We start from the raw sequence: 21,741 nt of genomic DNA, 5'->3' as shown, positions 1-21,741 counted from the left end.
ACCGGCGACACTGCGCGGCACCGCATCAACGAGCTATTCGGCTACTTCATCCGCCTTGACGAGTCGGCGGACCTGGACCACGTAGAGGATCCCTGCCCACCAATAGAGCGTTGTACCCCAACCAGCGAACGCCCATCCGAAAACGGCGCCCAGCGAAGCCAGCCAACCACTTCCGTCACTGAGCAGCAACAAGGGGAAGGCGTACATCAGGTTGAAGGTTGCAGCTTTCCCGAGGAAGTTCACCTGCGGCGGCGGATAGCCGTGCCGGCGCAGGATTCCCACCATGACAAGGAGCATGAGCTCACGTGCGAGAAGAGCTGCGGTGAGCCAGAGCGGCAGGATCTCGCGCCAGGTGAGCCCGACGAGGGTCGACAGGATGTAGAGGCGGTCGGCAGCTGGGTCCAGGAGTCGCCCGAGGCTGCTGATCTGGTTCCACCGGCGTGCGAGCTTGCCGTCGAGATAGTCGCTGACGCCGCTCAGCATCAGCACCAGCAACGCCCAGCCGTCGCTGTTGGGCCCGCCGAAGACGGGACGAAGGATCAACCACAGGAAGAGCGGCACGCCGACGAGGCGAGCCATGCTGAGGATGTTGGGGATGGTGAGTACTCGGTTCGTCTGAACTCGAGTCTCCTGGACCTCCACCCGGGGGCCTCCTGTGAAGAACGTGCCAATGATGCACCCTGACCCTACCCTCAGCCGCCGAGTGCCGATGCACGGGGGTACAAGGACGTGATTGAACGCAGAAAAGCCCCGTGCCACAAGGGCACGGGGCTTTCCCGGAATAATTGTTCGGCGGCGTCCTACTCTCCCACAGGGTCCCCCCTGCAGTACCATCGGCGCTGAAAGGCTTAGCTTCCGGGTTCGGAATGTAACCGGGCGTTTCCCTAACGCAATGACCACCGAAACACTATGAAATTAACCAACACCGGAAGAAAACACGGCCGTTCGTTATTTCAGAACTAACACAGTGGACGCGAGCAACTGAGGACAAGCCCTCGGCCTATTAGTACCAGTCAGCTCCACCCGTTACCGGGCTTCCACATCTGGCCTATCAACCCAGTCGTCTACTGGGAGCCTTAACCACTCAAGGTGGTGGGAATACTCATCTCGAAGCAGGCTTCCCGCTTAGATGCTTTCAGCGGTTATCCTTTCCGAACGTAGCCAACCAGCCATGCCCTTGGCAGGACAACTGGCACACCAGAGGTTCGTCCGTCCCGGTCCTCTCGTACTAGGGACAGCCCTTCTCAATATTCCTACGCGCACAGCGGATAGGGACCGAACTGTCTCACGACGTTCTAAACCCAGCTCGCGTACCGCTTTAATGGGCGAACAGCCCAACCCTTGGGACCGACTCCAGCCCCAGGATGCGACGAGCCGACATCGAGGTGCCAAACCATCCCGTCGATATGGACTCTTGGGGAAGATCAGCCTGTTATCCCCGGGGTACCTTTTATCCGTTGAGCGACAGCGCTTCCACAAGCCACTGCCGGATCACTAGTCCCGACTTTCGTCCCTGCTCGACCCGTCGGTCTCACAGTCAAGCTCCCTTGTGCACTTACACTCAACACCTGATTGCCAACCAGGCTGAGGGAACCTTTGGGCGCCTCCGTTACTCTTTAGGAGGCAACCGCCCCAGTTAAACTACCCATCAGACACTGTCCCTGATCCGGATCACGGACCTAGGTTAGACATCCAGCACGACCAGAGTGGTATTTCAACGACGACTCCACAACCACTGGCGTGGCCGCTTCAAAGTCTCCCACCTATCCTACACAAGCCGAACCGAACACCAATATCAAACTATAGTAAAGGTCCCGGGGTCTTTCCGTCCTGCTGCGCGAAACGAGCATCTTTACTCGTAGTGCAATTTCACCGGGCCTATGGTTGAGACAGTCGAGAAGTCGTTACGCCATTCGTGCAGGTCGGAACTTACCCGACAAGGAATTTCGCTACCTTAGGATGGTTATAGTTACCACCGCCGTTTACTGGCGCTTAAGTTCTCAGCTTCGCACACCCGAAAGTGCACTAACCGGTCCCCTTAACGTTCCAGCACCGGGCAGGCGTCAGTCCGTATACATCGCCTTACGGCTTCGCACGGACCTGTGTTTTTAGTAAACAGTCGCTTCTCGCTGGTCTCTGCGGCCACCCCCAGCTCAGGAAGCAAGTTCCCTCACCAGTGATGGCCCCCTTCTCCCGAAGTTACGGGGGCATTTTGCCGAGTTCCTTAACCATAGTTCACCCGAACGCCTCGGTATTCTCTACCTGACTACCTGAGTCGGTTTAGGGTACGGGCCGCCATGAAACTCGCTAGAGGCTTTTCTCGACAGCATAGGATCATCCACTTCACCACAATCGGCTCGGCATCAGGTCTCAGCCTTAATGTGTGACGGATTTACCTGCCACACGGCCTACACCCTTACCCCGGGACTACCACCGCCCGGGCTGGACTACCTTCCTGCGTCACCCCATCGCTTACCTAATACAAGTCTGGTTCATCGGCTCCACCACTACCCTCAACTCCGAAGAGATCGGGCCGGCTTCACGGACTTAGCATCGCCTGATTCAGTATTGGGCGTTTCAAAGCGGGTACCGGAATATCAACCGGTTGTCCATCGACTACGCCTGTCGGCCTCGCCTTAGGTCCCGACTTACCCTGGGCAGATCAGCTTGACCCAGGAACCCTTAGTCAATCGGCGCACACGTTTCTCACGTGTGTATCGCTACTCATGCCTGCATTCTCACTCGTGAACCGTCCACAACTCGCTTCCGCGGCTGCTTCACCCGGCACACGACGCTCCCCTACCCATCCCAGCCCCCGTTGGGGGTACGTGCTGGAATGACACGACTTCGGCGGTACGCTTGAGCCCCGCTACATTGTCGGCGCGGAATCACTTGACCAGTGAGCTATTACGCACTCTTTCAAGGGTGGCTGCTTCTAAGCCAACCTCCTGGTTGTCTCTGCGACTCCACATCCTTTCCCACTTAGCGTACGCTTAGGGGCCTTAGTCGATGCTCTGGGCTGTTTCCCTCTCGACCATGGAGCTTATCCCCCACAGTCTCACTGCCGTGCTCTCACTTACCGGCATTCGGAGTTTGGCTAAGGTCAGTAACCCGGTAGGGCCCATCGCCTATCCAGTGCTCTACCTCCGGCAAGAAACACACGACGCTGCACCTAAATGCATTTCGGGGAGAACCAGCTATCACGGAGTTTGATTGGCCTTTCACCCCTAACCACAGGTCATCCCCCAGGTTTTCAACCCTGGTGGGTTCGGTCCTCCACGAAGTCTTACCTCCGCTTCAACCTGCCCATGGCTAGATCACTCCGCTTCGGGTCTTGAGCGCGCTACTAAATCGCCCTATTCGGACTCGCTTTCGCTACGGCTTCCCCACACGGGTTAACCTCGCAACACACCGCAAACTCGCAGGCTCATTCTTCAAAAGGCACGCAGTCACGACTGCATGTGCAAGCACATACAGCGACGCTCCCACGGCTTGTAGGCACACGGTTTCAGGTACTATTTCACTCCGCTCCCGCGGTACTTTTCACCATTCCCTCACGGTACTATCCGCTATCGGTCACCAGGGAATATTTAGGCTTAGCGGGTGGTCCCGCCAGATTCACACGGGATTTCTCGGGCCCCGTGCTACTTGGGTGTCTCTTAAACGAGCCGTTGATGTTTCAGCTACGGGGGTCTTACCCTCTACGCCGGACCTTTCGCATGTCCTTCGCCTACACCAACGGTTTCTGACTCGTCTCACAGTCGGCAGACCATGAAAAAGAGATCCCACAACCCCGCATGCGCAACCCCTGCCGGGTATCACACGCATACGGTTTGGCCTCATCCAGTTTCGCTCGCCACTACTCCCGGAATCACGGTTGTTTTCTCTTCCTGCGGGTACTGAGATGTTTCACTTCCCCGCGTTCCCTCCACACTGCCTATGTGTTCAGCAGTGGGTGACAGCCCATGACGACTGCCGGGTTTCCCCATTCGGAAACCCCCGGATCAAAGCTTGGTTGACAGCTCCCCGGGGACTATCGTGGCCTCCCACGTCCTTCATCGGTTCCTGGTGCCAAGGCATCCACCGTGCGCCCTTAAAAACTTGGCCACAGATGCTCGCGTCCACTGTGCAGTTCTCAAACAACGACCAGCCACCCATCACCCCGCCCTCACAGGCGAGTTCACTGGGGCCGGCAACCGAAGATCCAGACTCAACGAGCCCGTACCTTCAGATACCCAACAGCGTGCCCGACCCGACCGATCCCTCTCACTTTCCACGCCGAAGCAGTACTCGCAAAAACAACCTGTCGTGCCGAATAGTCAACGTTCCACCCATGAGCAACCACCGTCGAACATTTGCCGACGAAATGGTCTCTGGATTCCCCGAAGAGAACCTAGATGCTCCTTAGAAAGGAGGTGATCCAGCCGCACCTTCCGGTACGGCTACCTTGTTACGACTTCGTCCCAATCGCCAGTCCCACCTTCGACAGCTCCCTCCCACAAGGGGTTGGGCCACCGGCTTCGGGTGTTACCGACTTTCGTGACGTGACGGGCGGTGTGTACAAGGCCCGGGAACGTATTCACCGCAGCAATGCTGATCTGCGATTACTAGCAACTCCGACTTCATGGGGTCGAGTTGCAGACCCCAATCCGAACTGAGACCGGCTTTTTGAGATTCGCTCCGCCTCGCGGCATCGCAGCTCATTGTACCGGCCATTGTAGCACGTGTGCAGCCCAAGACATAAGGGGCATGATGACTTGACGTCGTCCCCACCTTCCTCCGAGTTGACCCCGGCAGTCTCCTGTGAGTCCCCATCACCCCGAAGGGCATGCTGGCAACACAGAACAAGGGTTGCGCTCGTTGCGGGACTTAACCCAACATCTCACGACACGAGCTGACGACAGCCATGCACCACCTGTATACCGACCACAAGGGGGGCACCATCTCTGATGCTTTCCGGTATATGTCAAGCCTTGGTAAGGTTCTTCGCGTTGCGTCGAATTAAGCCACATGCTCCGCTGCTTGTGCGGGCCCCCGTCAATTCCTTTGAGTTTTAGCCTTGCGGCCGTACTCCCCAGGCGGGGAACTTAATGCGTTAGCTGCGGCACCGACGACGTGGAATGTCGCCAACACCTAGTTCCCAACGTTTACGGCGTGGACTACCAGGGTATCTAATCCTGTTCGCTCCCCACGCTTTCGCTCCTCAGCGTCAGTAATGGCCCAGAGATCCGCCTTCGCCACCGGTGTTCCTCCTGATATCTGCGCATTTCACCGCTACACCAGGAATTCCGATCTCCCCTACCACACTCTAGCTAGCCCGTATCGAATGCAGACTCGGGGTTAAGCCCCGAGCTTTCACATCCGACGTGACAAGCCGCCTACGAGCTCTTTACGCCCAATAATTCCGGACAACGCTCGCACCCTACGTATTACCGCGGCTGCTGGCACGTAGTTAGCCGGTGCTTCTTCTGCAGGTACCGTCACTTGCGCTTCTTCCCTGCTGAAAGAGGTTTACAACCCGAAGGCCGTCATCCCTCACGCGGCGTCGCTGCATCAGGCTTTCGCCCATTGTGCAATATTCCCCACTGCTGCCTCCCGTAGGAGTCTGGGCCGTGTCTCAGTCCCAGTGTGGCCGGTCGCCCTCTCAGGCCGGCTACCCGTCGTCGCCTTGGTAGGCCATTACCCCACCAACAAGCTGATAGGCCGCGGGCTCATCCTTCACCGCCGGAGCTTTTAACCCCGTCCCATGCAGGACAGAGTGTTATCCGGTATTAGACCCCGTTTCCAGGGCTTGTCCCAGAGTGAAGGGCAGATTGCCCACGTGTTACTCACCCGTTCGCCACTAATCCACCCCGAAGGGCTTCATCGTTCGACTTGCATGTGTTAAGCACGCCGCCAGCGTTCGTCCTGAGCCAGGATCAAACTCTCCATGAATGTTTTCCCGTAATCGGGAGAGCACCATAAAAGAGCGGGACAACCAACCGGAATAGGGCTGGTCATCCACAGCGTCCTCGCTGATGTTGCCTACCCGCCACATGGGCCAGTAGGACTTCAAAGGAACCACCAACCCACCGAAGTGGGCCGGGGTATCAACAAATTTGGCGTTGACTTTTGGCACGCTGTTGAGTTCTCAAGGAACGGACGCTTCCTTCGGTCCCGTTTCACCGGGGCCCTCCGGGCGCTTCCCTTCGTTCTTGCGTTTCCGACTCTATCAGACTCTTTCGTGTCCGATTCCCGGCCGAAGCGGGCCCCCTGCGAAGCAGGAGAATTGTTACTGCGCTTTCCAGTTCTTCGCTTTCGCGCTTTCCCTTTCCGGCGAGTCCGACTCTATCAGCCGTTTTCCATTTCCTTGACCAGCTCCTGCAGACACGCAGAATGAGGCTCAGATCGGAAGTTCGGTGTTTGAGAGTCGCCGCCGACCCCCGACTCGAGGTCGTGTTGGGGCCAGGCAGAATGACGACAATACAGGCCGCTGTGGGGCGAGGCAAATCGTTCGCGGTGCACCCCTAGGTCTGCCAACCGGTAGCTCTCGGGCGGAACCGTGACTTCATATGACTTACGCTGCTGATCAGTACGCCGTCCCCATCAGTCGGTACGGCGACAACAGACCAAGCTCCACCCCTGGGAGGCTCCCCATGACCACAGTGACGTCCCCGCTTGTCGGCCGCGCGATCGGACTCACCGCGGTTCCCGATCCGGTCTTCTCCGGCGCCATGGTTGGTCCCGGTACCGCCATCGACCCCGTGCGCGAGCCCTCCGAGGCCGTCTCTCCGGTCGACGGCATCGTCGTCTCCCTGCACCCCCACGCCTTTGTCGTGGTGGACGACGAGGGACACGGGGTGCTGACCCACCTCGGCATCGACACCGTACAGCTCAATGGCGAGGGCTTCGAGCTCCTCGTGAACAAGGGGGACACCGTGACCCGTGGTCAGGGCATCGTGCGGTGGGACCCGGCCGCCGTCGAGGCAGCCGGCAAGTCGGCGATCTGCCCGATCGTGGCGCTCGAAGCCACCGCCGAATCCCTTTCCGAGGTGCGCGAGGACGGCGACGTGAAGGTCGGAGACGCACTGTTCGGCTGGCAGTAACACCTTTGGTTCAGCAACTGCCAGTGGGCATTCACCGCGGTGGCACAGCCACCGCACAACCGGAGACGGGTGAAATGGAGACAACGCTGCGAGGCGTCGGCGTGAGCCACGGTGTGGCGATCGGCGAAGTTCGGCACATGGGTACGGCGGTGCTTGAGCCGCCCGCCAAACAGATTCCTACGGAGGAGGCCGAGCGCGAGCAGGGGCGCGCCCGCCAGGCGGTGGAAGCTGTCGCGGCCGACCTGATCGCGCGAGGCAATCTTGCCGGCGGCGAGGCCCAGCACGTGCTCGAGGCCCAGGCCATGATGGCGCAGGACCCGGAGCTCATGGCCGATGTGGATCGCCGCATCGCAGTCGGCAGCACCGCGGAGCGGGGGGTCTACGACGCATTCGCCTCGTACCGGGCTCTGCTGGCCAATGCCGGGGAGTATCTGGCCGGCCGCGTCGCGGACCTCGACGATGTGCGGAACCGGATCGTTGCGCGGCTGCTCGGCGTTCCGATGCCGGGTGTTCCGGACAGTGACGAGCCCTACGTACTGATTGCTCGCGACCTGGCCCCGGCCGACACGGCCCTGCTGGACCCGGCTCTGGTGCTCGGGTTCGTCACCGAGGAGGGCGGTCCGACGAGTCACAGCGCAATTCTGGCGCGCGCACTGGGAGTTCCGGCCGTCGTTGCTCTCCCGGGAGCCGGGGAGATCGCCGAAGGCACCGTCGTCGCGGTGGACGGCAGTACCGGTGAGGTCTTCGTCGAGCCGAGCGACGAGAAGCGTACGGCGATGGAGAGCGCCGCGGCGGCCCGCAAGGCCGCGTTGTCCGCCACGACGGGACCGGGTGCCACGTCCGACGGCCACAAGGTCCCGTTGCTCGCCAATGTCGGCGGTCCCGCCGATGTGCCGGCGGCGGTGGAGGCCGGTGCCGAAGGCGTCGGGCTGTTCCGTACCGAGTTCCTGTTCCTGGACGACAGCAAGCAGGCGCCCACCGAGGCGAAGCAGATCGCGGCCTACCGTGCCGTGCTGGAGGCGTTCCCCGAGGGGCGCGTCGTCGTGCGGGTGCTCGACGCCGGTGCGGACAAGCCGCTGGACTTCCTGACCCCGGCGGACGAGCCGAACCCGGCGCTCGGTGTCCGTGGGCTGCGCAGTCTGCTGGACCACCCCGATGTGCTGCGCACGCAGCTGACCGCCCTTTCCAAGGCGGTCGAGGGTCTGCCCGTCTACCTCGAGGTCATGGCCCCGATGGTGGCCGACCGTGCCGACGCGAAGGCGTTCGCGGACGCGTGCCGTGAGGCCGGACTGCAGGCGAAGTTCGGTGCGATGGTGGAGATTCCCTCCGCCGCGCTGCGGGCTCGCTCGATCCTGCAGGAGGTGGAGTTCCTGTCGCTGGGTACCAACGACCTGGCGCAGTACACCTTCGCGGCCGACCGGCAGGTGGGCGCCGTCTCCCGACTGCAGGACCCGTGGCAGCCGGCGCTGCTGGATCTGGTCGCTCTGTCGGCCGACGCGGCCCGCGCGGAGGGCAAGAGCTGTGGTGTCTGCGGAGAGGCTGCCGCGGATCCGCTGCTTGCCTGCGTGCTGACCGGTCTGGGTGTCACCTCGCTGTCCATGGGCGCCGCTTCCATTCCCTATGTGCGCGCCACGCTGGCGAAGTACACGCTCGCGCAGTGCGAGCGTGCCGCTTCCGCCGCTCGTGCGACGGACTCCGCCGAAGAGGCACGGATCGCGGCCCAGGCGGTGCTGTCGGGCGAGTGACGCCGCCGGACTCGCGCAGTCGGTTGTGAAGGGGTTCCCGCCCTGCAGGCGGGAGCCCCTTCGTTCTTTCCGTCAGTGGTGCTCCTCCGGCTCGTCGGCGCCGAGGTCGAAGCCTGCGCAGTACTCCACGTTCGACTCCGGGGAGACCGGTTCGCCCGTGTCCGCGTCGGTGCAGTAGGCGCTGAAGACCTCGCCCGCGGTCAGCGGGACGAGTCCGCCGCGGATCAGACGCCAGCCGTACACCCGGTCGGGGGCGTCCGCGGTGCTGGTGCGCATCACCACGCCTCCCCGTGTCTCGAGTGCGATGCCGACGGCGAGGACGGTGGCGAACTCCGCTCCTTCCGACGATTCGAGATGCACCGGACCGTCGGGGTGCCTCGTCGTGTGGAGCACGGCGAGGAGCTGTTCGTTTTCCGTGGGTGTGCTGCAGACCGTGTGGTGGGTACCCGGTCCTGCTGTCTCCAGCAGACGCGTCAGCAGGTGGGAGGCCCGGTCGAAGGCGGCCCTGCCGATGTCCTGTCCGCAGTCCGCGCAGTCTCCGAGGTCCGCCAGGAGCATGGTGGCGTACTCCCAGGTAGCCCGGCGGACGGCGCGCGAGACGAGTTGCGGGATCAGGGCGTCGATGGGCTGGCCGGTATAGGCCACGGTGGCACCGGCTGCGGCGATTTCGGCGGTGAAGCGGCTGCGGTTCGTGCGGTCGTCCGGATCGAGGTCGGCGTCGGTGCAGAACTCCGCGTAGTCCTCCGGGTCGAAGAGGGCGACCGTGGTGTGCATTCCCTGCGCTGCGAGGGTTTTGAGCAGGCCTTCGACCTGCTGCAGATAGACGGAGTGATCGTCGAAGGTGAAGGTCCGGTAGTGACGCATCGCCGCGAAGTCCTCGGCGTCGACCAGGAGGCCGACGGTATTGGGTGCTTCGCGGCGCAGCGCGCGTCGCATGGATGTGGCGGAGCGGTGGTGGGTGCGTTTCGTCTGCTTGATGTGCGCCATGAGTCCCCCTGTGCGCTGTCGATCGATGCTCACTCAGCGTAATCAGGGGGACTGACAACGGTGCCCTCGGTGACCGGGTCAGCGGCGTTCGCGGGCGAGGTTCTCGTAGAAGTGGAGGAGTTCGAGGTTGTCGATGGAGCCGGGGTTGACCGCCTTGGACAGGGCCGTGCCCTGTAGGAGGCGCTTGACCGGAACCTCGATGCGTTTGCCGGTGAGGGTGTGCGGGATACCGGGGACCTCGATGACCTCGTCCGGTACGTGGCGTGGGGAGAGGTTCTCGCGGATCGTCCGCTTGATGCTGTCGCGGAGGTCGTCGTCGAGCGCGGCACCTTCGGCGAGGTGGACGAAGAGCGGCATCCAGTAGCCCCCGTCCGGCTCCTCGATGCCGATGACGAGGGACTCGCGGATCTCGGGGAGCCGTTCGACGGCTTCGTAGATGTCTGCGGATCCCATCCGCACCCCCTGCCTGTTGAGGGTGGAGTCGGAGCGTCCGTGGATGATGACCGAGCCGTGGCCGGTGAGGGTGATCCAGTCGCCGTGACGCCAGACGCCGGGGTACATGTCGAAGTAACTGTCGTGGTAGCGGCTGCCGTCGGGGTCGTTCCAGAAGTGGATCGGCATGGAGGGCATGGGGCTGGTGACGACGAGCTCGCCGACCTCGCCGGTCAGCGGCTTGCCTGCGGGGTCCCAGGCCTGGAGGTCCGTGCCGAGGCAGGGGGCCTGCAGTTCGCCGATGTGGACCGGCAGGGTGGGGACCGCGCCCGCGAAGCAGCTGCAGACGTCGGTGCCGCCGCTGACGGAGGCGATCCACAGGTCCTCGGCCACCTCGTCGTGGAGCCAGCGGAAACCGTCGGGCGGAAGCGGGGAGCCGGTGGTGGCGACGCATTGGACACGGCTGAGGTCGTGGTCGCGGCCCGGATGGATTCCGGCCTTGCGGCAGGCCATGACGTAGGCCGCGGAGGTACCGAAGAGGGTCGCTCCGGTCTGTTCGGCGACCCGCCACTGGGCGCTGACGTCCGGGTATCCGGGGCTTCCGTCGTACAGCACGACCGTGGTGCCGGTCAGCAGGCCGGAGACGAGGAAGTTCCACATCATCCAGCCGGTGGAGGTGTACCAGAAGAAGCGGTCGTCGGGGCCGAGGTCGCAGTGCAGCCCGATCTGCTTGAGGTGTTCGACGAGGATGCCGCCCTGGGACTGGACGATCGCCTTGGGAAGTCCGGTGGTCCCGGAGGAGTACAGCACCCAGAGCGGGTGCTCGAAGGGGACCTGTTCGAAGACGGGTTCGACATCGGCGGAGGTGAGCGCGGACCACTCGAGGGCTCCGTCGGGCGCGTCCGTGCCGAGGAGCGGGATGTGGACGACGGCGCGCAGGGTGGGGAGCTCGCGTCGGAGCTCCGCCACGGTCTCGGTGCGGTCGTGCTCCTTGCCGCCGTAGCGGTAGCCGTCGACGGTGAACAGGACGACGGGTTCGACCTGCTGGAAGCGGTCGAGGACGCTGCGGGCACCGAAGTCGGGGGCGCACGACGTCCAGACTCCGCCGACGGCAGCCGTGGCGAGGAAGGCGACGACCGCCTGCGGAATGTTGGGGAGGTACCCGCTGACGCGGTCGCCGGGTGTGACGCCGAGGGCGCGCAGCTCGGCGGCGAGGGAGCCGACCTGGCTGCGGAGCGACGACCAGCTGATGGGGATCTGCGTGTGGGTCTCGTCGACGTGGAGCAGTGCCGGGGCATCGGCGCGCAGGGGGTCGTCGGCGGTCCGCAGTGCGTGTTCGGCGTAGTTGAGGGTGGATCCGGGGAACCACTGGGCACCGGGCATGGCGCGGTCGCCGATGACGGTCTCGTACGGGGTGGAGAAGCGCACGTCGAACCAGTCGGTGACGGCCTGCCAGAAGGTGTCGAGCTCGTCGACCGACCAGCGGTGCAGTGCCTCGTAGCCGCCTTCGGCGGGCGCTCCGTACCGCCCTGCCGCCCAGCGCTGGAAGCGGGTGACGGCCGCGGCCTCGATGCGTTCGGGGTCGGGCTGCCAGAGGGGGGCTTCGCCGGCTTCTGAGGTCATGGGGTGGCTCCCTGGCCTTTCTCGGGTACGCGGGGTGTGCGTGCGTCGCGCGCACGGGCTGGGGTGTGCGCGTGAGCGGCATTCACGGACGATGCCATGTGATCGTCTTTCGCACCAGGGTCCCCCGGCCATGGTTGCCGGCGCGGCAGTGTGGTCCGGCCACAGGTGAACGGAAGCTGAACGGACCCCGTTCGCCGTCGGCCGGGTGGCAGGGTGGCCTGCATGGATGGTCGTGACCTGGTGCGCTCGGTGAAGATGGTCGGTTCCGTGCAGGGGATGCGCGCGGTGCGCTCCGCCTGGCGACGACGGCGGACGGACGCGCGGGCGTTGCCGCCGCGGGGGCCGGAGCGGGCTCGGGTCCCCGGTCTTCTGGTGGGGGCCGAGCCCGGACCGGGCGGGGGTGTCGTGAGATTCGCCCGTTCGGAGTTGCGCATCCGTGTGGCCGTCGGTGGTGCGGTGTTCTGGTCCTGGGACGGTGCGGAGTCGATGCCGTCCTACGCGCTGCCGGGAGAGGCGCCGGAACCGGATCCGCGGGCCGGGCTGGAGCCGGACAAGGACGGCGGCTGGCAGGTGGTGTCGGAGCGGCTGACGGTGGCGGTGTCGCGGCACGGGGCGGTGGAGCTGCGTACACCGGGCGGTGTGGTGCTGCGCCGGGAGCTGCCGCCGCGGTGGTGGGAACCGGTGGGCGGGGGTGCGGCGCGTTGGGTCCAGCGCTCCGAGGTGCCTGCCGACGCGCGCTTCTTCGGACTCGGTGGGCGGGCGGGCGGTCCGCGGCTGCGCGGGGGGACGTACAGGCTGTGGAACACCGATCCGGGTGGCCGCTTCGGTCCCGGGGACGATCCGCTGTATCTGACTATGCCGGTGCAGTTGGTGGTGTCGGACGCGGGGACGCATCTGGCCTTCCATGACAACACCTGGTCGGGCCGGGTGACCCTCCGGGAGGGTGAGGAGGGTGCGGGGTCCGGGCATGACCGGCCGGGTACCTGTGAGGTGCGGATGGAGGGCGGTCCGCTGCGCTGCTGGGTGGTGACGGGTACGCCGTCCAGGGTGCTGCAGGGCTGGACGGCGCTGACCGGTGCGCCCGCGCTGCCGCCCTCGTGGGCGTTGGGTCCGCAGCACTCCAGGTGGGGGTTCGGCAGCGAGGACGAGGTGCGGCGGATAGTGGCGGGGTACCGGGAGCGGGGCCTGGCACTGTCGGCGGTGCACCTGGACATCGATCACTACGACGCGCATCAGGTCTTCACGGTCGACCGTGAGCGGTTCCCCGATCTGCCCGGGCTGGCCAAGGAGTTGCGCGCGGACGGGGTGCGTCTGGTGTCGATCGTCGACCCGGCGGTGAAGGCGTCACCGGGCAACGGGGTTTTCGACAGCGGCCGGGAGGTCGGCACGGCGGGTGCGTTCGTCCGGGATCCGCAGGGGCGCCGGGTGCTCGGTGAGGTGTGGCCGGGTGAGTGCGTCTACCCGGACTTCACCGATCCGCAGGTGAGGCAGTGGTGGGGGACGCTGTACGAGGAGCGGCTCGCCCAGGGGTTCTCCGGGGTGTGGCACGACATGAACGAGCCGGTGGCGTTCACGGCCTTCGGGGACCCTTCGCTGCCGCATTCGTCCCGGCACGCGCTTGAGGGCCGTGGCGGTGACCATCGTGAGGCGCACAACGTCTACGGCCTCACGATGGCGCAGGCCGGGTACGAAGGGCTGCGCAGGCTGCGGCCCGATGAGCGGCCGTTCCTGTTCTCCCGTTCCGGCTGGGCGGGGATGCAGCGGTACGGAGGCACCTGGTCCGGTGACGTGGCGACGGGGTGGCCCGGGCTGCGTGCGTCGCTGGCCCTGGTGCTGGGTCTCGGACTCTGCGGGGTGCCGTATTCGGGGCCGGATGTGGGCGGGTTCGACGGGTCGCCGTCGCCGGAGCTGTATCTGCGCTGGTTCCAGCTGGGCGCGTACCTGCCGTTGTTCCGTACCCATGCGGCCATCGACGCGGGGCGGCGGGAGCCGTGGGAGTTCGGGACCGAGGTGCTCAGTGGCGCGAGGGCCGCACTGGAGGAACGGGAGCGGCTGCGCCCCTACTTCGTGACGCTGGCGGAACTGGCCAGGCTGACGGGTGCGCCGTATGTGCGGCCGTTGTGGTGGGGGGCCTCCGGGGACCGGGCGCTGCGGGAGTGCGAGGACGCGTTCCTGCTGGGCGATGCACTGCTCGTGGCACCGGTGCTGGAGTGCGGGTCGGATCGCCGGGCGGTTCGGCTGCCGCGCGGCCGCTGGTACGACACGGCGACCGAGGAGGCGTACGAGGGGCCGGGACAGGTTCTGCTGGACGCGCCGTTGTCACGGATTCCGGTGCTGGCGCGGGCCGGGGCGGTGCTTCCGGTGCGGCGTGCGGACGGAAGCACGGAGCTGGAGGTGTGGGCTCCTGCGGCGGGGCGCACGGGTGGCGGGCTGGTGGCGCGCGATGTGGGCGACGGGTGGACCCGGTCCGAGGTGGAGCGGTTCACGTCCCGGCTCTCGGGCGGGCGTGTCGTGGTCGAGCGGGACGGTGAGGAGGACCTGGTGACGTATCCGGTACGGGTGCGGGGGCTGCGGGCCCCCGCGGGCCCGGTTCAGTCGCTGTAGCTGCCGGCGAACCAGGAGCGTACGGCCCGGGTGTGCAGCGGGAAGGCGAGCTCCGCGGGGGTCTGCAGGACCTCGAACCCCGAGGTCTCGTCCGTGGGCACGGACGGCGGCAGGTCCGCGGCGGGGCGGGGCGGGAGCAGACCGAAGAGGAGGAGATGGCCGTCCGGCGAGCTCAGGGCGTCGGCGAGCCGTACGTCCGTCCCGTCGGCCTTGATCCCGGTTTCCTCGCGCAGTTCCCGTACGACCGCCTCGCGCCAGTCCTCGGTGTGGTCGATGTACCCGCCGGGCAGGGCGATGCCGCCCAGTTGCGGTGGGATGGTGCGGGTGATGACGACGAGTCCGGTGCCGTGCGGGCCGGTGACGGGCAGGAGGGCGACGGCGACGGGCAGCGGGTTGCGGTAGGTGGTGGCGCCGCAGGCGGGGCAGGTGCGTGGCCAGGCGGTGGGCACCGACGGGTCTGCGGAGTACGGGGCTCCGCAGGAGCTGCAGTGGGAGTCCTTCACGGGCGGACTGTATCCGATCGCCCTTCTCCTCCGCCCCCGAGCTGATGGACGATGTGCCCATGACAGGAATCGTTCACGCCCTCCGCGCTTCGGCCGCCGCTGCCGCCGCCCTGCTCGCCCTGACCGCTGCCGCTCCGGTGGCCCGGGCCGAGCCCGAACCCAAGGCTCCCCCGGAGTTCGTCGACCTGCGCTCCGTCGATCCCACGATCATCACCGAGATGCGGTACACCACCGCGCACACCTTCCTGGGCGAGCGGGTGGAGGGGTACCGGCAGCCCGTCTGCATCCTGACCCGGCCCGCGGCACGGGCGCTGCGCACGGCTCAGCGGAGCCTCCTGCGCCAGGGTTACTCGCTCAAGGTGTACGACTGCTACCGGCCGCAGCGGGCGGTGGACCACTTCGTGCGCTGGGCGAAGGATCTCGACGACCAGACCATGAAAAACGAGTTCTATCCGCTCGTCGACAAGACCCGTCTGTTCGAGGACGGTTACATCGCGGAGAAGTCCGGTCACAGCCGGGGCAGCACGGTCGACCTGACGCTGGTGAAGCTTCCCGCCCTGCCGACCAGGCCCTACGTGCCGGGCGAGCGGCTGGCGCCGTGCTACGCGCCGGCGGACGAGCGATTCCCCGACAACTCGGTCGACATGGGGACGGGTTACGACTGTTTCGACACCTTGTCGCACACGGACGACCCGAGGGTGCAGGGGATACAGCGCACGAACCGGCAGTTCCTGAAGACGACGCTCACCGGCCTCGGTTTCGTGAACCTGGCCGAGGAGTGGTGGCACTACACCTACAAGCCCGAGGTGTTCCCGGACACCTACTTCGACTTCCCGGTGAGCAGGCGGTCCGTCGCGGGCCACTGAGAGCGGCTCCGGCGCGAAGAACGGGCGACCGGGACCACCCCCGTGGGCTCCGGCCGCCCGTTCTCCTTGTCGGACGCGGAACTGCCGTATCCGGTTGCCATCTGAGCCATTACGGTGCCTCTATGTCACAACAGACGTTCGATTCGTACGAAGAGTTCTGGCCCTACTACGTCGCGATGCATTCCAGGGCGGCGACGAGGTGGGTCCATCTGACGGGAACACTGACCGGTCTCGCCGTCACCGCCTACGGACTGGCGCGCGGCCGGAAGCGCTACGCCGCTGCGTTGCCCCTGATCGGGTACGGCACCGCCTGGCCGGCGCACTTCCTCATCGAGAAGAACAATCCCGCCACGTTCGGGCACCCCGCATGGTCGCTGCGCGGCGATGTGCAGATGATCCGCATGATGCTCGCCGGACGGGACGGGGAGCTGGCCGAGACGGCCGCCAAGTGGCTCGCCGAGAACCCCTGACCGGAGGGTGTGCACGGGGGTTGACGGTCCGTCACGACAGGTGAAGACTCCTTCCACGACCACTGCCGGTCCGCACCGTACGCGCGGCCCGTACCCCGGTCGGCGGGGGTACGGGCCGCGTTCGGTGCTGTCGCCGGACTGTCAGGTCGTGGCAGGTTCCCGGAGCCGGTCGGCCCGCGCCATCGCGTGTTCGACGACGGCCACCAGCACATCCCGTACGGACGCCCGGTCGCGCGCGTCGCACAGGAGAACCGGTACCTCGGGGTCGAGGTCGAGTGCCGTTCGCACCGCTTCGTCGGGGAACTGTTCGGCCCCCTCGAAGAGGTTGACCGCGACGGTGAACGGGATCCCGCGGCGCTCGAAGTAGTCGACCGCCGCGAAGCAGTCCTCCAGCCGGCGGGTGTCCGCGAGGACGACCGCCCCCAGCGCGCCCTGGGCCAGTTCGTCCCACAGGAACCAGAACCGGTCCTGTCCGGGCGTCCCGAACAGATAGAGGACCAGGTCCTCGCGCAGGGTGATCCGCCCGAAGTCCATGGCCACCGTGGTGGTGTTCTTGCCCTCGACACCGGCAAGGTCGTCGACGGGGCGGCCCGCCTCGCTCAGCCTCTCCTCCGTACGCAGCGGTCTGATCTCGCTGACCGCCCCCACCAGGGTCGTCTTGCCTACGCCGAATCCGCCCGCCACCAGGATTTTCAGGGTAACGGGCTCAACGGGCCGCTTTCTGCGGCTAGAGCGCCCGAAGGCCATTGATCACCTCGCGAAGAATGTTCACGTCCGGCAGCTCGGCCGGCGGAACGGGACGGGTGACATGAACCAGTTCGTCCTCGACGAGATCGCCGACCAGGACCCGGACCACCCCGACAGGGAGGTCCAGTCCGGAGGCGAGCTCGGCGATGGACTGGGGCATGTCGCTGCACAGTTCAACGATCTCCACGTGTTCCGGGGAGAGCGTCTGATCACGGCCCGGATCGTCGGCCGCGGGTTCGGGGACGACGATCGCGATCAGGTCGAGACGATGACGGGACGCGCTGCTGGTACGGCCCCGGGTCATCGCGTAGGGACGGACGACCGGGCCTGCTTCGGCGTCGTACCAGCGTGAGGAGCCCACATCGGTGGGTGCTGATCCGGGGGCGGTGCCCCGGTCGGAGTCGGCGCTCATGCCGTCCGCTCACCCGCCGGCGGGGAAACCGGTCGTCCGGGGGGCGTTGGCCAGGTGAACCCCCACGCGCTTGACCATGAGTGTCATCTCGTACGCCACCTGCCCGACGTCCGAGTCCGAGTCGGAGAGGACGGCGAGACAGCTGCCGTCACCGGCCGCGGTGACGAAGAGGAAGGCGTCGTCGAGTTCCACTACGGTCTGCCGGACCCGGCCCGCGTCGAAGTGCCGGCCCACGCCCTTGGCGAGGCTGTGGAATCCGGACGCCACGGCTGCCAGGTGTTCGCTGTCCTCGCGGGTCAGATCCTTGGACGTGCCGGTGGCCAGGCCGTCGCTGGAGAGCACCAGCGCCTTACGGATGCTCGCGACGCGCTCGACCAGTTCGTCGAGGAGCCAGTTGAGTTCGCCGGAGCCCTGGCGTGAGGCGTTGTGTGCTGCGGCGTTCGGTGCGGTCATCGACCGTCCCCTCCCGGAGTGGTTCCTGGTGCTGTCTCGCCGTGGCCGGTCACGTCCTCGGCGTTCTGCCGACGGCCGCGCTGCCAGCCGCGTTGAAGCGAAGCCATGCGATTGCGTACTTCGTCCGCGTCACGTTCGAGGTCGTCGACGGTGTCTGCGGGGGCGTTGCCGGGAGTCCGGCCCGCGGAGTCCTCCCGGAGCTGAGGGGCGAGGCTTGCCTGCCGGACCCTGCGCGGCAGGCCGCCCACGGTGTCCGGTGCGGACGGCCGCGCACTGGAGCTGCGCTGTGACGGGAAGGGGGCCCGCCGGCCGGCCGCCGAGACGGTGCCTGTCTCGGGAGCGGCCGGGAAGACCGCGGCGTCCGGCGCGACCGGGAAGTCGTCCGGTGCCGTGGAGGGGGACCGGTCCCGTTCGCCGACCCGGCGGCCGTGGTCGGTGACCAGGGTCGGCGGCTTGCGGCGCGGCAGCGGTACGGGCCCCGCGGGGCGCATCGGGCGGACGTCTCCGGAGCGCCCGTCGGACGGGTCGAACGCCTGCTGGTGCTGTTCACGGCCGGTGTCCCGGCGCAGATCGCGGGCGCGGAAGATGCCGCCGCGCTCGCTCTCCGTGTCCTCGAGGTCGGAGACGCCGTCGAGGACGGGCGCGAGCGCCGGGTCGAGTACCTGGTCGTCGGTGAACTCCAGGGCCCCTACCGGGCTTTCGAGTTCCACGGGGCCGTCGAGCACGGACGGGTCGCTGAGTCCGGTGGGGACCGGCGAGAGCCCGGCGGGCCTGGCCGTGGTGGTCACGTCCGCCAGTCCGTCCCTGCGGGCCTTGTCGCTGCCGGGCACGGTGCTGCCCGGCCGGCCGCTGCCGATGGCCTTCTCGGCCCGGCGGTCGAGGCGGAAGCCCGTGCCATGGGTGTCGGGTGCGTCGGTGAGCAGTTGGGCCGGGATGAAGACGATCGCGGTCGTCCCCCCGTACGGCGATGTCTGCAGCGACACCCTGACGTTCTGCCGCTGGGCGAGCCGGCTGACCACGAAGAGGCCGAGCCGGTCGGTGTCGGAGAGCTCGAAGTCGGGGGTCTCGGCGAGCCGTAGGTTGGCGTCCAGGAGGACCTCGGGCGACATGCCGAGGCCGCGGTCGTGGATCTCGAGCGTGAAGCCGTTGGCCACGCGTTCGCCGTGCACCTGGACGGCGGCGTGCGGGGGCGAGAACACGGTGGCGTTCTCAAGGAGTTCGGCGATCAGGTGGGTGAGGTCGGCCACGGCGGGGCCGCCCACGCCGATACGGGCGAGGCGCCGTACCTCGATCCGTTCGTAGTCCTCGACCTCGGCGACCGCCGCCCGTACCACGTCCATCAGCTGGATGGGCTTGCGCCACTGCCGGGAAGGGGCTGCCCCGGAGAGGATCACGAGCCCTTCCGCGTGGCGCCGCATGCGGGTGGTGAGGTGGTCGAGGCGGAAGAGATCGGAGAGTTCGTCGCTGTTCTCGGTGCGGCGCTCCATGGTGTCCAGGAGCGTCAGCTGGCGGTGCAGGAGCACCTGGTTGCGCCGTGCGAGATTGACGAAGACCTCGGAGACGCCGCGGCGCATGTCCGCCTGCTTGACCGCGGCCTCGACGGCGGCCCGCTGGAGCGTGTTGAGCGCCTGGCCGACCTGGCCGATCTCGTCCCGTTCGTACTGGAGGTGCGGGGCCTCGGTCTCGACGTCGACCTGTTCGCCCGCGGCCAGCCGCCGCATCACGCTCGGCAGCCGTACGCCGGACACCTCGTGGGCGTCCTTGCGCAGCCGGGAGAGGTCGCGGACGAGCTCGCGTCCGATGCGTACCGAGACGAAGACGGAGACGAGCAGCGCGACGAATCCGAGGACACCGGCGACGCCTGCCTGGATGAGGACGCGGTATCCGGCCGGTTCGGCACGGTCCTGGAAGCGGTTCGCCATCTCCGTGCTGTCGTTGGCCAGGTGTTCGAGAACCGGCGGGGCCACTTCCTGCCAGCGCGCCGCGTCGATGGGGCCGGGCTTCTTGAACGGGCCTGCGGCAATGAGCCGTTGCTCGGCCGTACGCAACGATTCGGTGTCGGGGCTTCCCCAGTACTGCTCCATGCGCCGGCTCTCGGCCTCGGGCAGCAGTTCGAGGTTGACCTCGTACAGAAGGTTGCGGCTGGCGGCGAGGTCGGAGATGGCGCGCAGCTCGGGGGCGCCCAGGCGTCCCGCGATGAGGCCCGAGGTGATCAGCGCGTCCTCGCGGGAGAGCATCTCGCGCGCCCGGGAGATGCCGACCAGCGCCCGGACCTGCTTGTCCATCGATACGTTCTCCATGGTGTGGAGTCCGTTGAGGAAGCGGTAGCAGGGGTCGACGAGACCGTTGTAGAAGTCGAGGGCACGGGTACGGTCGATGGTGCGCTTCTCGACGGACGCACGCAGCGAGTCCAGGCCGTCGACCTCGCTGAGGATCGAGTCGAGCTGCGTCTCCGCGTCCTGACTCAGCGCGTCGCGGACGCCCTCCTGTTGTGCGCTCCTCCTGACGTCCGCCACGACCCGGTCGGTCGCGGCACGTTGACGGCGCAGGATCGGCAGGGCGTCGGAAGCCCGGGGGTCGGCGAGGAAGACCAGCGTCTGACGGCGTTCGCCCTGGACGGCACGGACGGTGTCCTCCAGAGGATGGCCGACCTTCTCCACGATGGCGCTCGCACCCATCAGTTCGTCGGCTTCGCGCCCGGTGACGTAAGTGGCGAAGACCCAGAGTCCCGTGAGAGAGACGAGCGGCACCAGGAGCAACGCCACGATCTTCCTGCGGATGGACTTCCCGCGAAAGCGCATGGCCTCCCCCAGCTCGACCCCGCGCTGCGGGGGTGGTCGTGTCGGTGTCGTTCCGGTGTTCCGGCGGTGGTCCGCCGGAGGTACGTCGGTGTGCCGTCAACAAACGGCGCGAGCCTACTACTGACAAGCAGACAACTCGAAGGCGTGTCCGGACGATTTTCGGCCGCCCTCCCCATCGTTGATCACGAGTTGTCCGGGTATTCCCTGAGATGAAATTCGCGAAAGCGACAGAGAAAGTCTCCCGACAGGCCACGGAGTCACTTCAGGCAGTTGGCTGGAATTCTTCGTTCCGCGACCGTACGGGGCCGATTGAGGATGTTCTGCGGGAATCTTCCCGGCTCGGCATTCGTCCACATGTACGGGGCAGGAGAACATTATGGGGCAGGCGTGGCAGAGCTGCAGGGCCCGCCCGCGTAGAACGGGCGCAACCCGGGCAGCCACCCTGAAGTCGGACAGCGGTGGGGAGTTGAAGGTCCTTGGACACGGAAGAGCGTCGGATCGCGGCGTCGGCTGCGGAGGCGACCGGGCCGGCGAGGGTTCCGCGGCAGCAGCTGTGGGTGGAGGAACCCGCGCTGCGGCGGCGGATGCCTGATCCGGTGCGGACTGCCGCGGTGCGTGCCGTCCTCATAGCGTCGCTGACGATCATTCAGGCCATGGTGGCCTTCCTGTGCACCCTCGCCGGATCGTGGCTCGCCTTCCCGATGGTGCTCAGCGGTGTGGGCAGCACGGTCGTCGCGACATGGTCGGTGCTGGATGTGTGGGTGACCCGGCAGGTGTGGAACCAGCGCAACGGCGTGGTGTCCGTGCCGTCCAGCACCGCGCGTCGCATGCGGCGTGAGCGGCGCCGCGCCCGGCGCACGGCCAGGGCGCAGACGCGCAAGGCCACCCGGATACGGCGCCGGGGCACAGGCGGGCTCTCCAGGGCCTGACGGCCTGTGCTCCGGCGCGGTGGCCGGCGATCCGGTGACGCTCGGACGGTTGGAAAGGCCCTCACCGTTGGAGAGGCCCTCATG

At 66.4% G+C, this 21,741-nt stretch carries 14 protein-coding genes and 3 rRNA genes; 6 read left to right on the top strand and 11 right to left on the bottom strand.

Annotated elements, in window-relative coordinates; genetic code table 11:
- Positions 1-33: 33 nt before the first annotated feature.
- The 4 genes from OG844_RS40020 to OG844_RS40005 form a co-directional block, all read right to left on the bottom strand.
- Positions 34-642, bottom strand: coding sequence for a CDP-alcohol phosphatidyltransferase family protein (locus OG844_RS40020; RefSeq protein WP_329213122.1), 609 nt, complete (start codon positions 640-642; stop codon positions 34-36).
- A gap of 145 nt (positions 643-787) precedes the next feature.
- A 5S ribosomal RNA gene (gene rrf, locus OG844_RS40015) occupies positions 788-904 on the bottom strand.
- A gap of 79 nt (positions 905-983) precedes the next feature.
- Positions 984-4,107: ribosomal RNA gene (locus OG844_RS40010) — 23S ribosomal RNA — on the bottom strand.
- A 301-nt stretch (positions 4,108-4,408) separates the two neighbouring features.
- Positions 4,409-5,934, bottom strand: a 16S ribosomal RNA gene (locus tag OG844_RS40005).
- Together the 16S, 23S and 5S rRNA genes form the textbook arrangement of a ribosomal RNA operon.
- Positions 5,935-6,635: 701 nt before the next feature.
- On the opposite strand from OG844_RS40005, the gene OG844_RS40000 reads away from it, so the two are divergent.
- Complete coding sequence (locus tag OG844_RS40000) at positions 6,636-7,085, top strand: PTS glucose transporter subunit IIA (protein WP_383183442.1); 450 nt, start codon at positions 6,636-6,638, stop codon at positions 7,083-7,085.
- 74 nt (positions 7,086-7,159) lie between these two features.
- A complete protein-coding gene (ptsP, locus tag OG844_RS39995) occupies positions 7,160-8,830 on the top strand; it encodes a phosphoenolpyruvate--protein phosphotransferase (RefSeq protein ID WP_406388510.1) in 1,671 nt (556 codons plus the stop codon).
- A 72-nt stretch (positions 8,831-8,902) separates the two neighbouring features.
- On the opposite strand, the gene OG844_RS39990 is transcribed toward ptsP, so the two are convergent.
- A complete protein-coding gene (locus tag OG844_RS39990; protein WP_406388511.1) occupies positions 8,903-9,817 on the bottom strand; it encodes a hypothetical protein in 915 nt (304 codons plus the stop codon).
- A gap of 78 nt (positions 9,818-9,895) precedes the next feature.
- A complete protein-coding gene (locus tag OG844_RS39985) occupies positions 9,896-11,872 on the bottom strand; it encodes an acetoacetate--CoA ligase (RefSeq protein ID WP_406388513.1) in 1,977 nt (658 codons plus the stop codon).
- Positions 11,873-12,094: 222 nt separating this feature from the next.
- On the opposite strand from OG844_RS39985, the gene OG844_RS39980 reads away from it, so the two are divergent.
- Entirely contained in the window at positions 12,095-14,476 is a 2,382-nt protein-coding gene (locus tag OG844_RS39980) for a glycoside hydrolase family 31 protein (RefSeq protein ID WP_406388515.1), read from the top strand.
- Here OG844_RS39980 and OG844_RS39975 read toward each other — a convergent pair.
- The gene (locus tag OG844_RS39975) at positions 14,464-14,979 is read right to left on the bottom strand and encodes an NUDIX domain-containing protein (protein ID WP_406388517.1); all 516 of its coding nucleotides are present in this window, start codon (positions 14,977-14,979) and stop codon (positions 14,464-14,466) included. The two genes, OG844_RS39980 and OG844_RS39975, sit on opposite strands and share 13 nt — an antisense overlap.
- A 59-nt stretch (positions 14,980-15,038) precedes the next feature.
- Here OG844_RS39975 and OG844_RS39970 point away from each other — a divergent pair, with 59 nt between their 5' ends.
- Together OG844_RS39970 and OG844_RS39965 are read left to right on the top strand one after the other, a co-directional pair.
- Positions 15,039-15,845 (top strand): M15 family metallopeptidase, encoded by an 807-nt coding sequence (locus OG844_RS39970; RefSeq protein ID WP_406388518.1) that lies wholly within the window; start codon positions 15,039-15,041, stop codon positions 15,843-15,845.
- Between the two features lie 122 nt (positions 15,846-15,967).
- A complete protein-coding gene (locus tag OG844_RS39965; protein ID WP_406388519.1) occupies positions 15,968-16,315 on the top strand; it encodes an Mpo1-like protein in 348 nt (115 codons plus the stop codon).
- A gap of 141 nt (positions 16,316-16,456) precedes the next feature.
- Here the strand turns inward: OG844_RS39965 and OG844_RS39960 are convergent, their stop codons facing one another.
- From OG844_RS39960 to OG844_RS39945, 4 genes are read right to left on the bottom strand one after another with little or no spacing between them, the layout of a single operon-like run.
- Positions 16,457-17,062, bottom strand: coding sequence for a GTP-binding protein (locus OG844_RS39960; RefSeq protein ID WP_406388520.1), 606 nt, complete (start codon positions 17,060-17,062; stop codon positions 16,457-16,459).
- Complete coding sequence (locus OG844_RS39955; RefSeq protein ID WP_406388522.1) at positions 17,043-17,474, bottom strand: DUF742 domain-containing protein; 432 nt, start codon at positions 17,472-17,474, stop codon at positions 17,043-17,045. Before OG844_RS39955 ends, OG844_RS39960 begins: the two co-directional genes overlap by 20 nt.
- 9 nt (positions 17,475-17,483) lie before the next feature.
- A complete protein-coding gene (locus tag OG844_RS39950; RefSeq protein ID WP_406388523.1) occupies positions 17,484-17,927 on the bottom strand; it encodes a roadblock/LC7 domain-containing protein in 444 nt (147 codons plus the stop codon).
- Positions 17,924-20,728: a nitrate- and nitrite sensing domain-containing protein gene (locus OG844_RS39945; protein WP_406388525.1), complete on the bottom strand. Its 2,805-nt coding sequence runs from the start codon at positions 20,726-20,728 to the stop codon at positions 17,924-17,926. The genes OG844_RS39950 and OG844_RS39945 overlap by 4 nt, the downstream gene beginning before the upstream one ends.
- Before the next feature lie 476 nt (positions 20,729-21,204).
- Between OG844_RS39945 and OG844_RS39940 the strand changes: the two genes are divergently transcribed.
- Complete coding sequence (locus OG844_RS39940; RefSeq protein WP_406388527.1) at positions 21,205-21,657, top strand: hypothetical protein; 453 nt, start codon at positions 21,205-21,207, stop codon at positions 21,655-21,657.
- Positions 21,658-21,741: the final 84 nt, after the last annotated feature.

The organism is Streptomyces sp. NBC_00887 (assembly GCF_045207585.1).
This window is presented reverse-complemented; position numbering and strand designations above follow the sequence as displayed.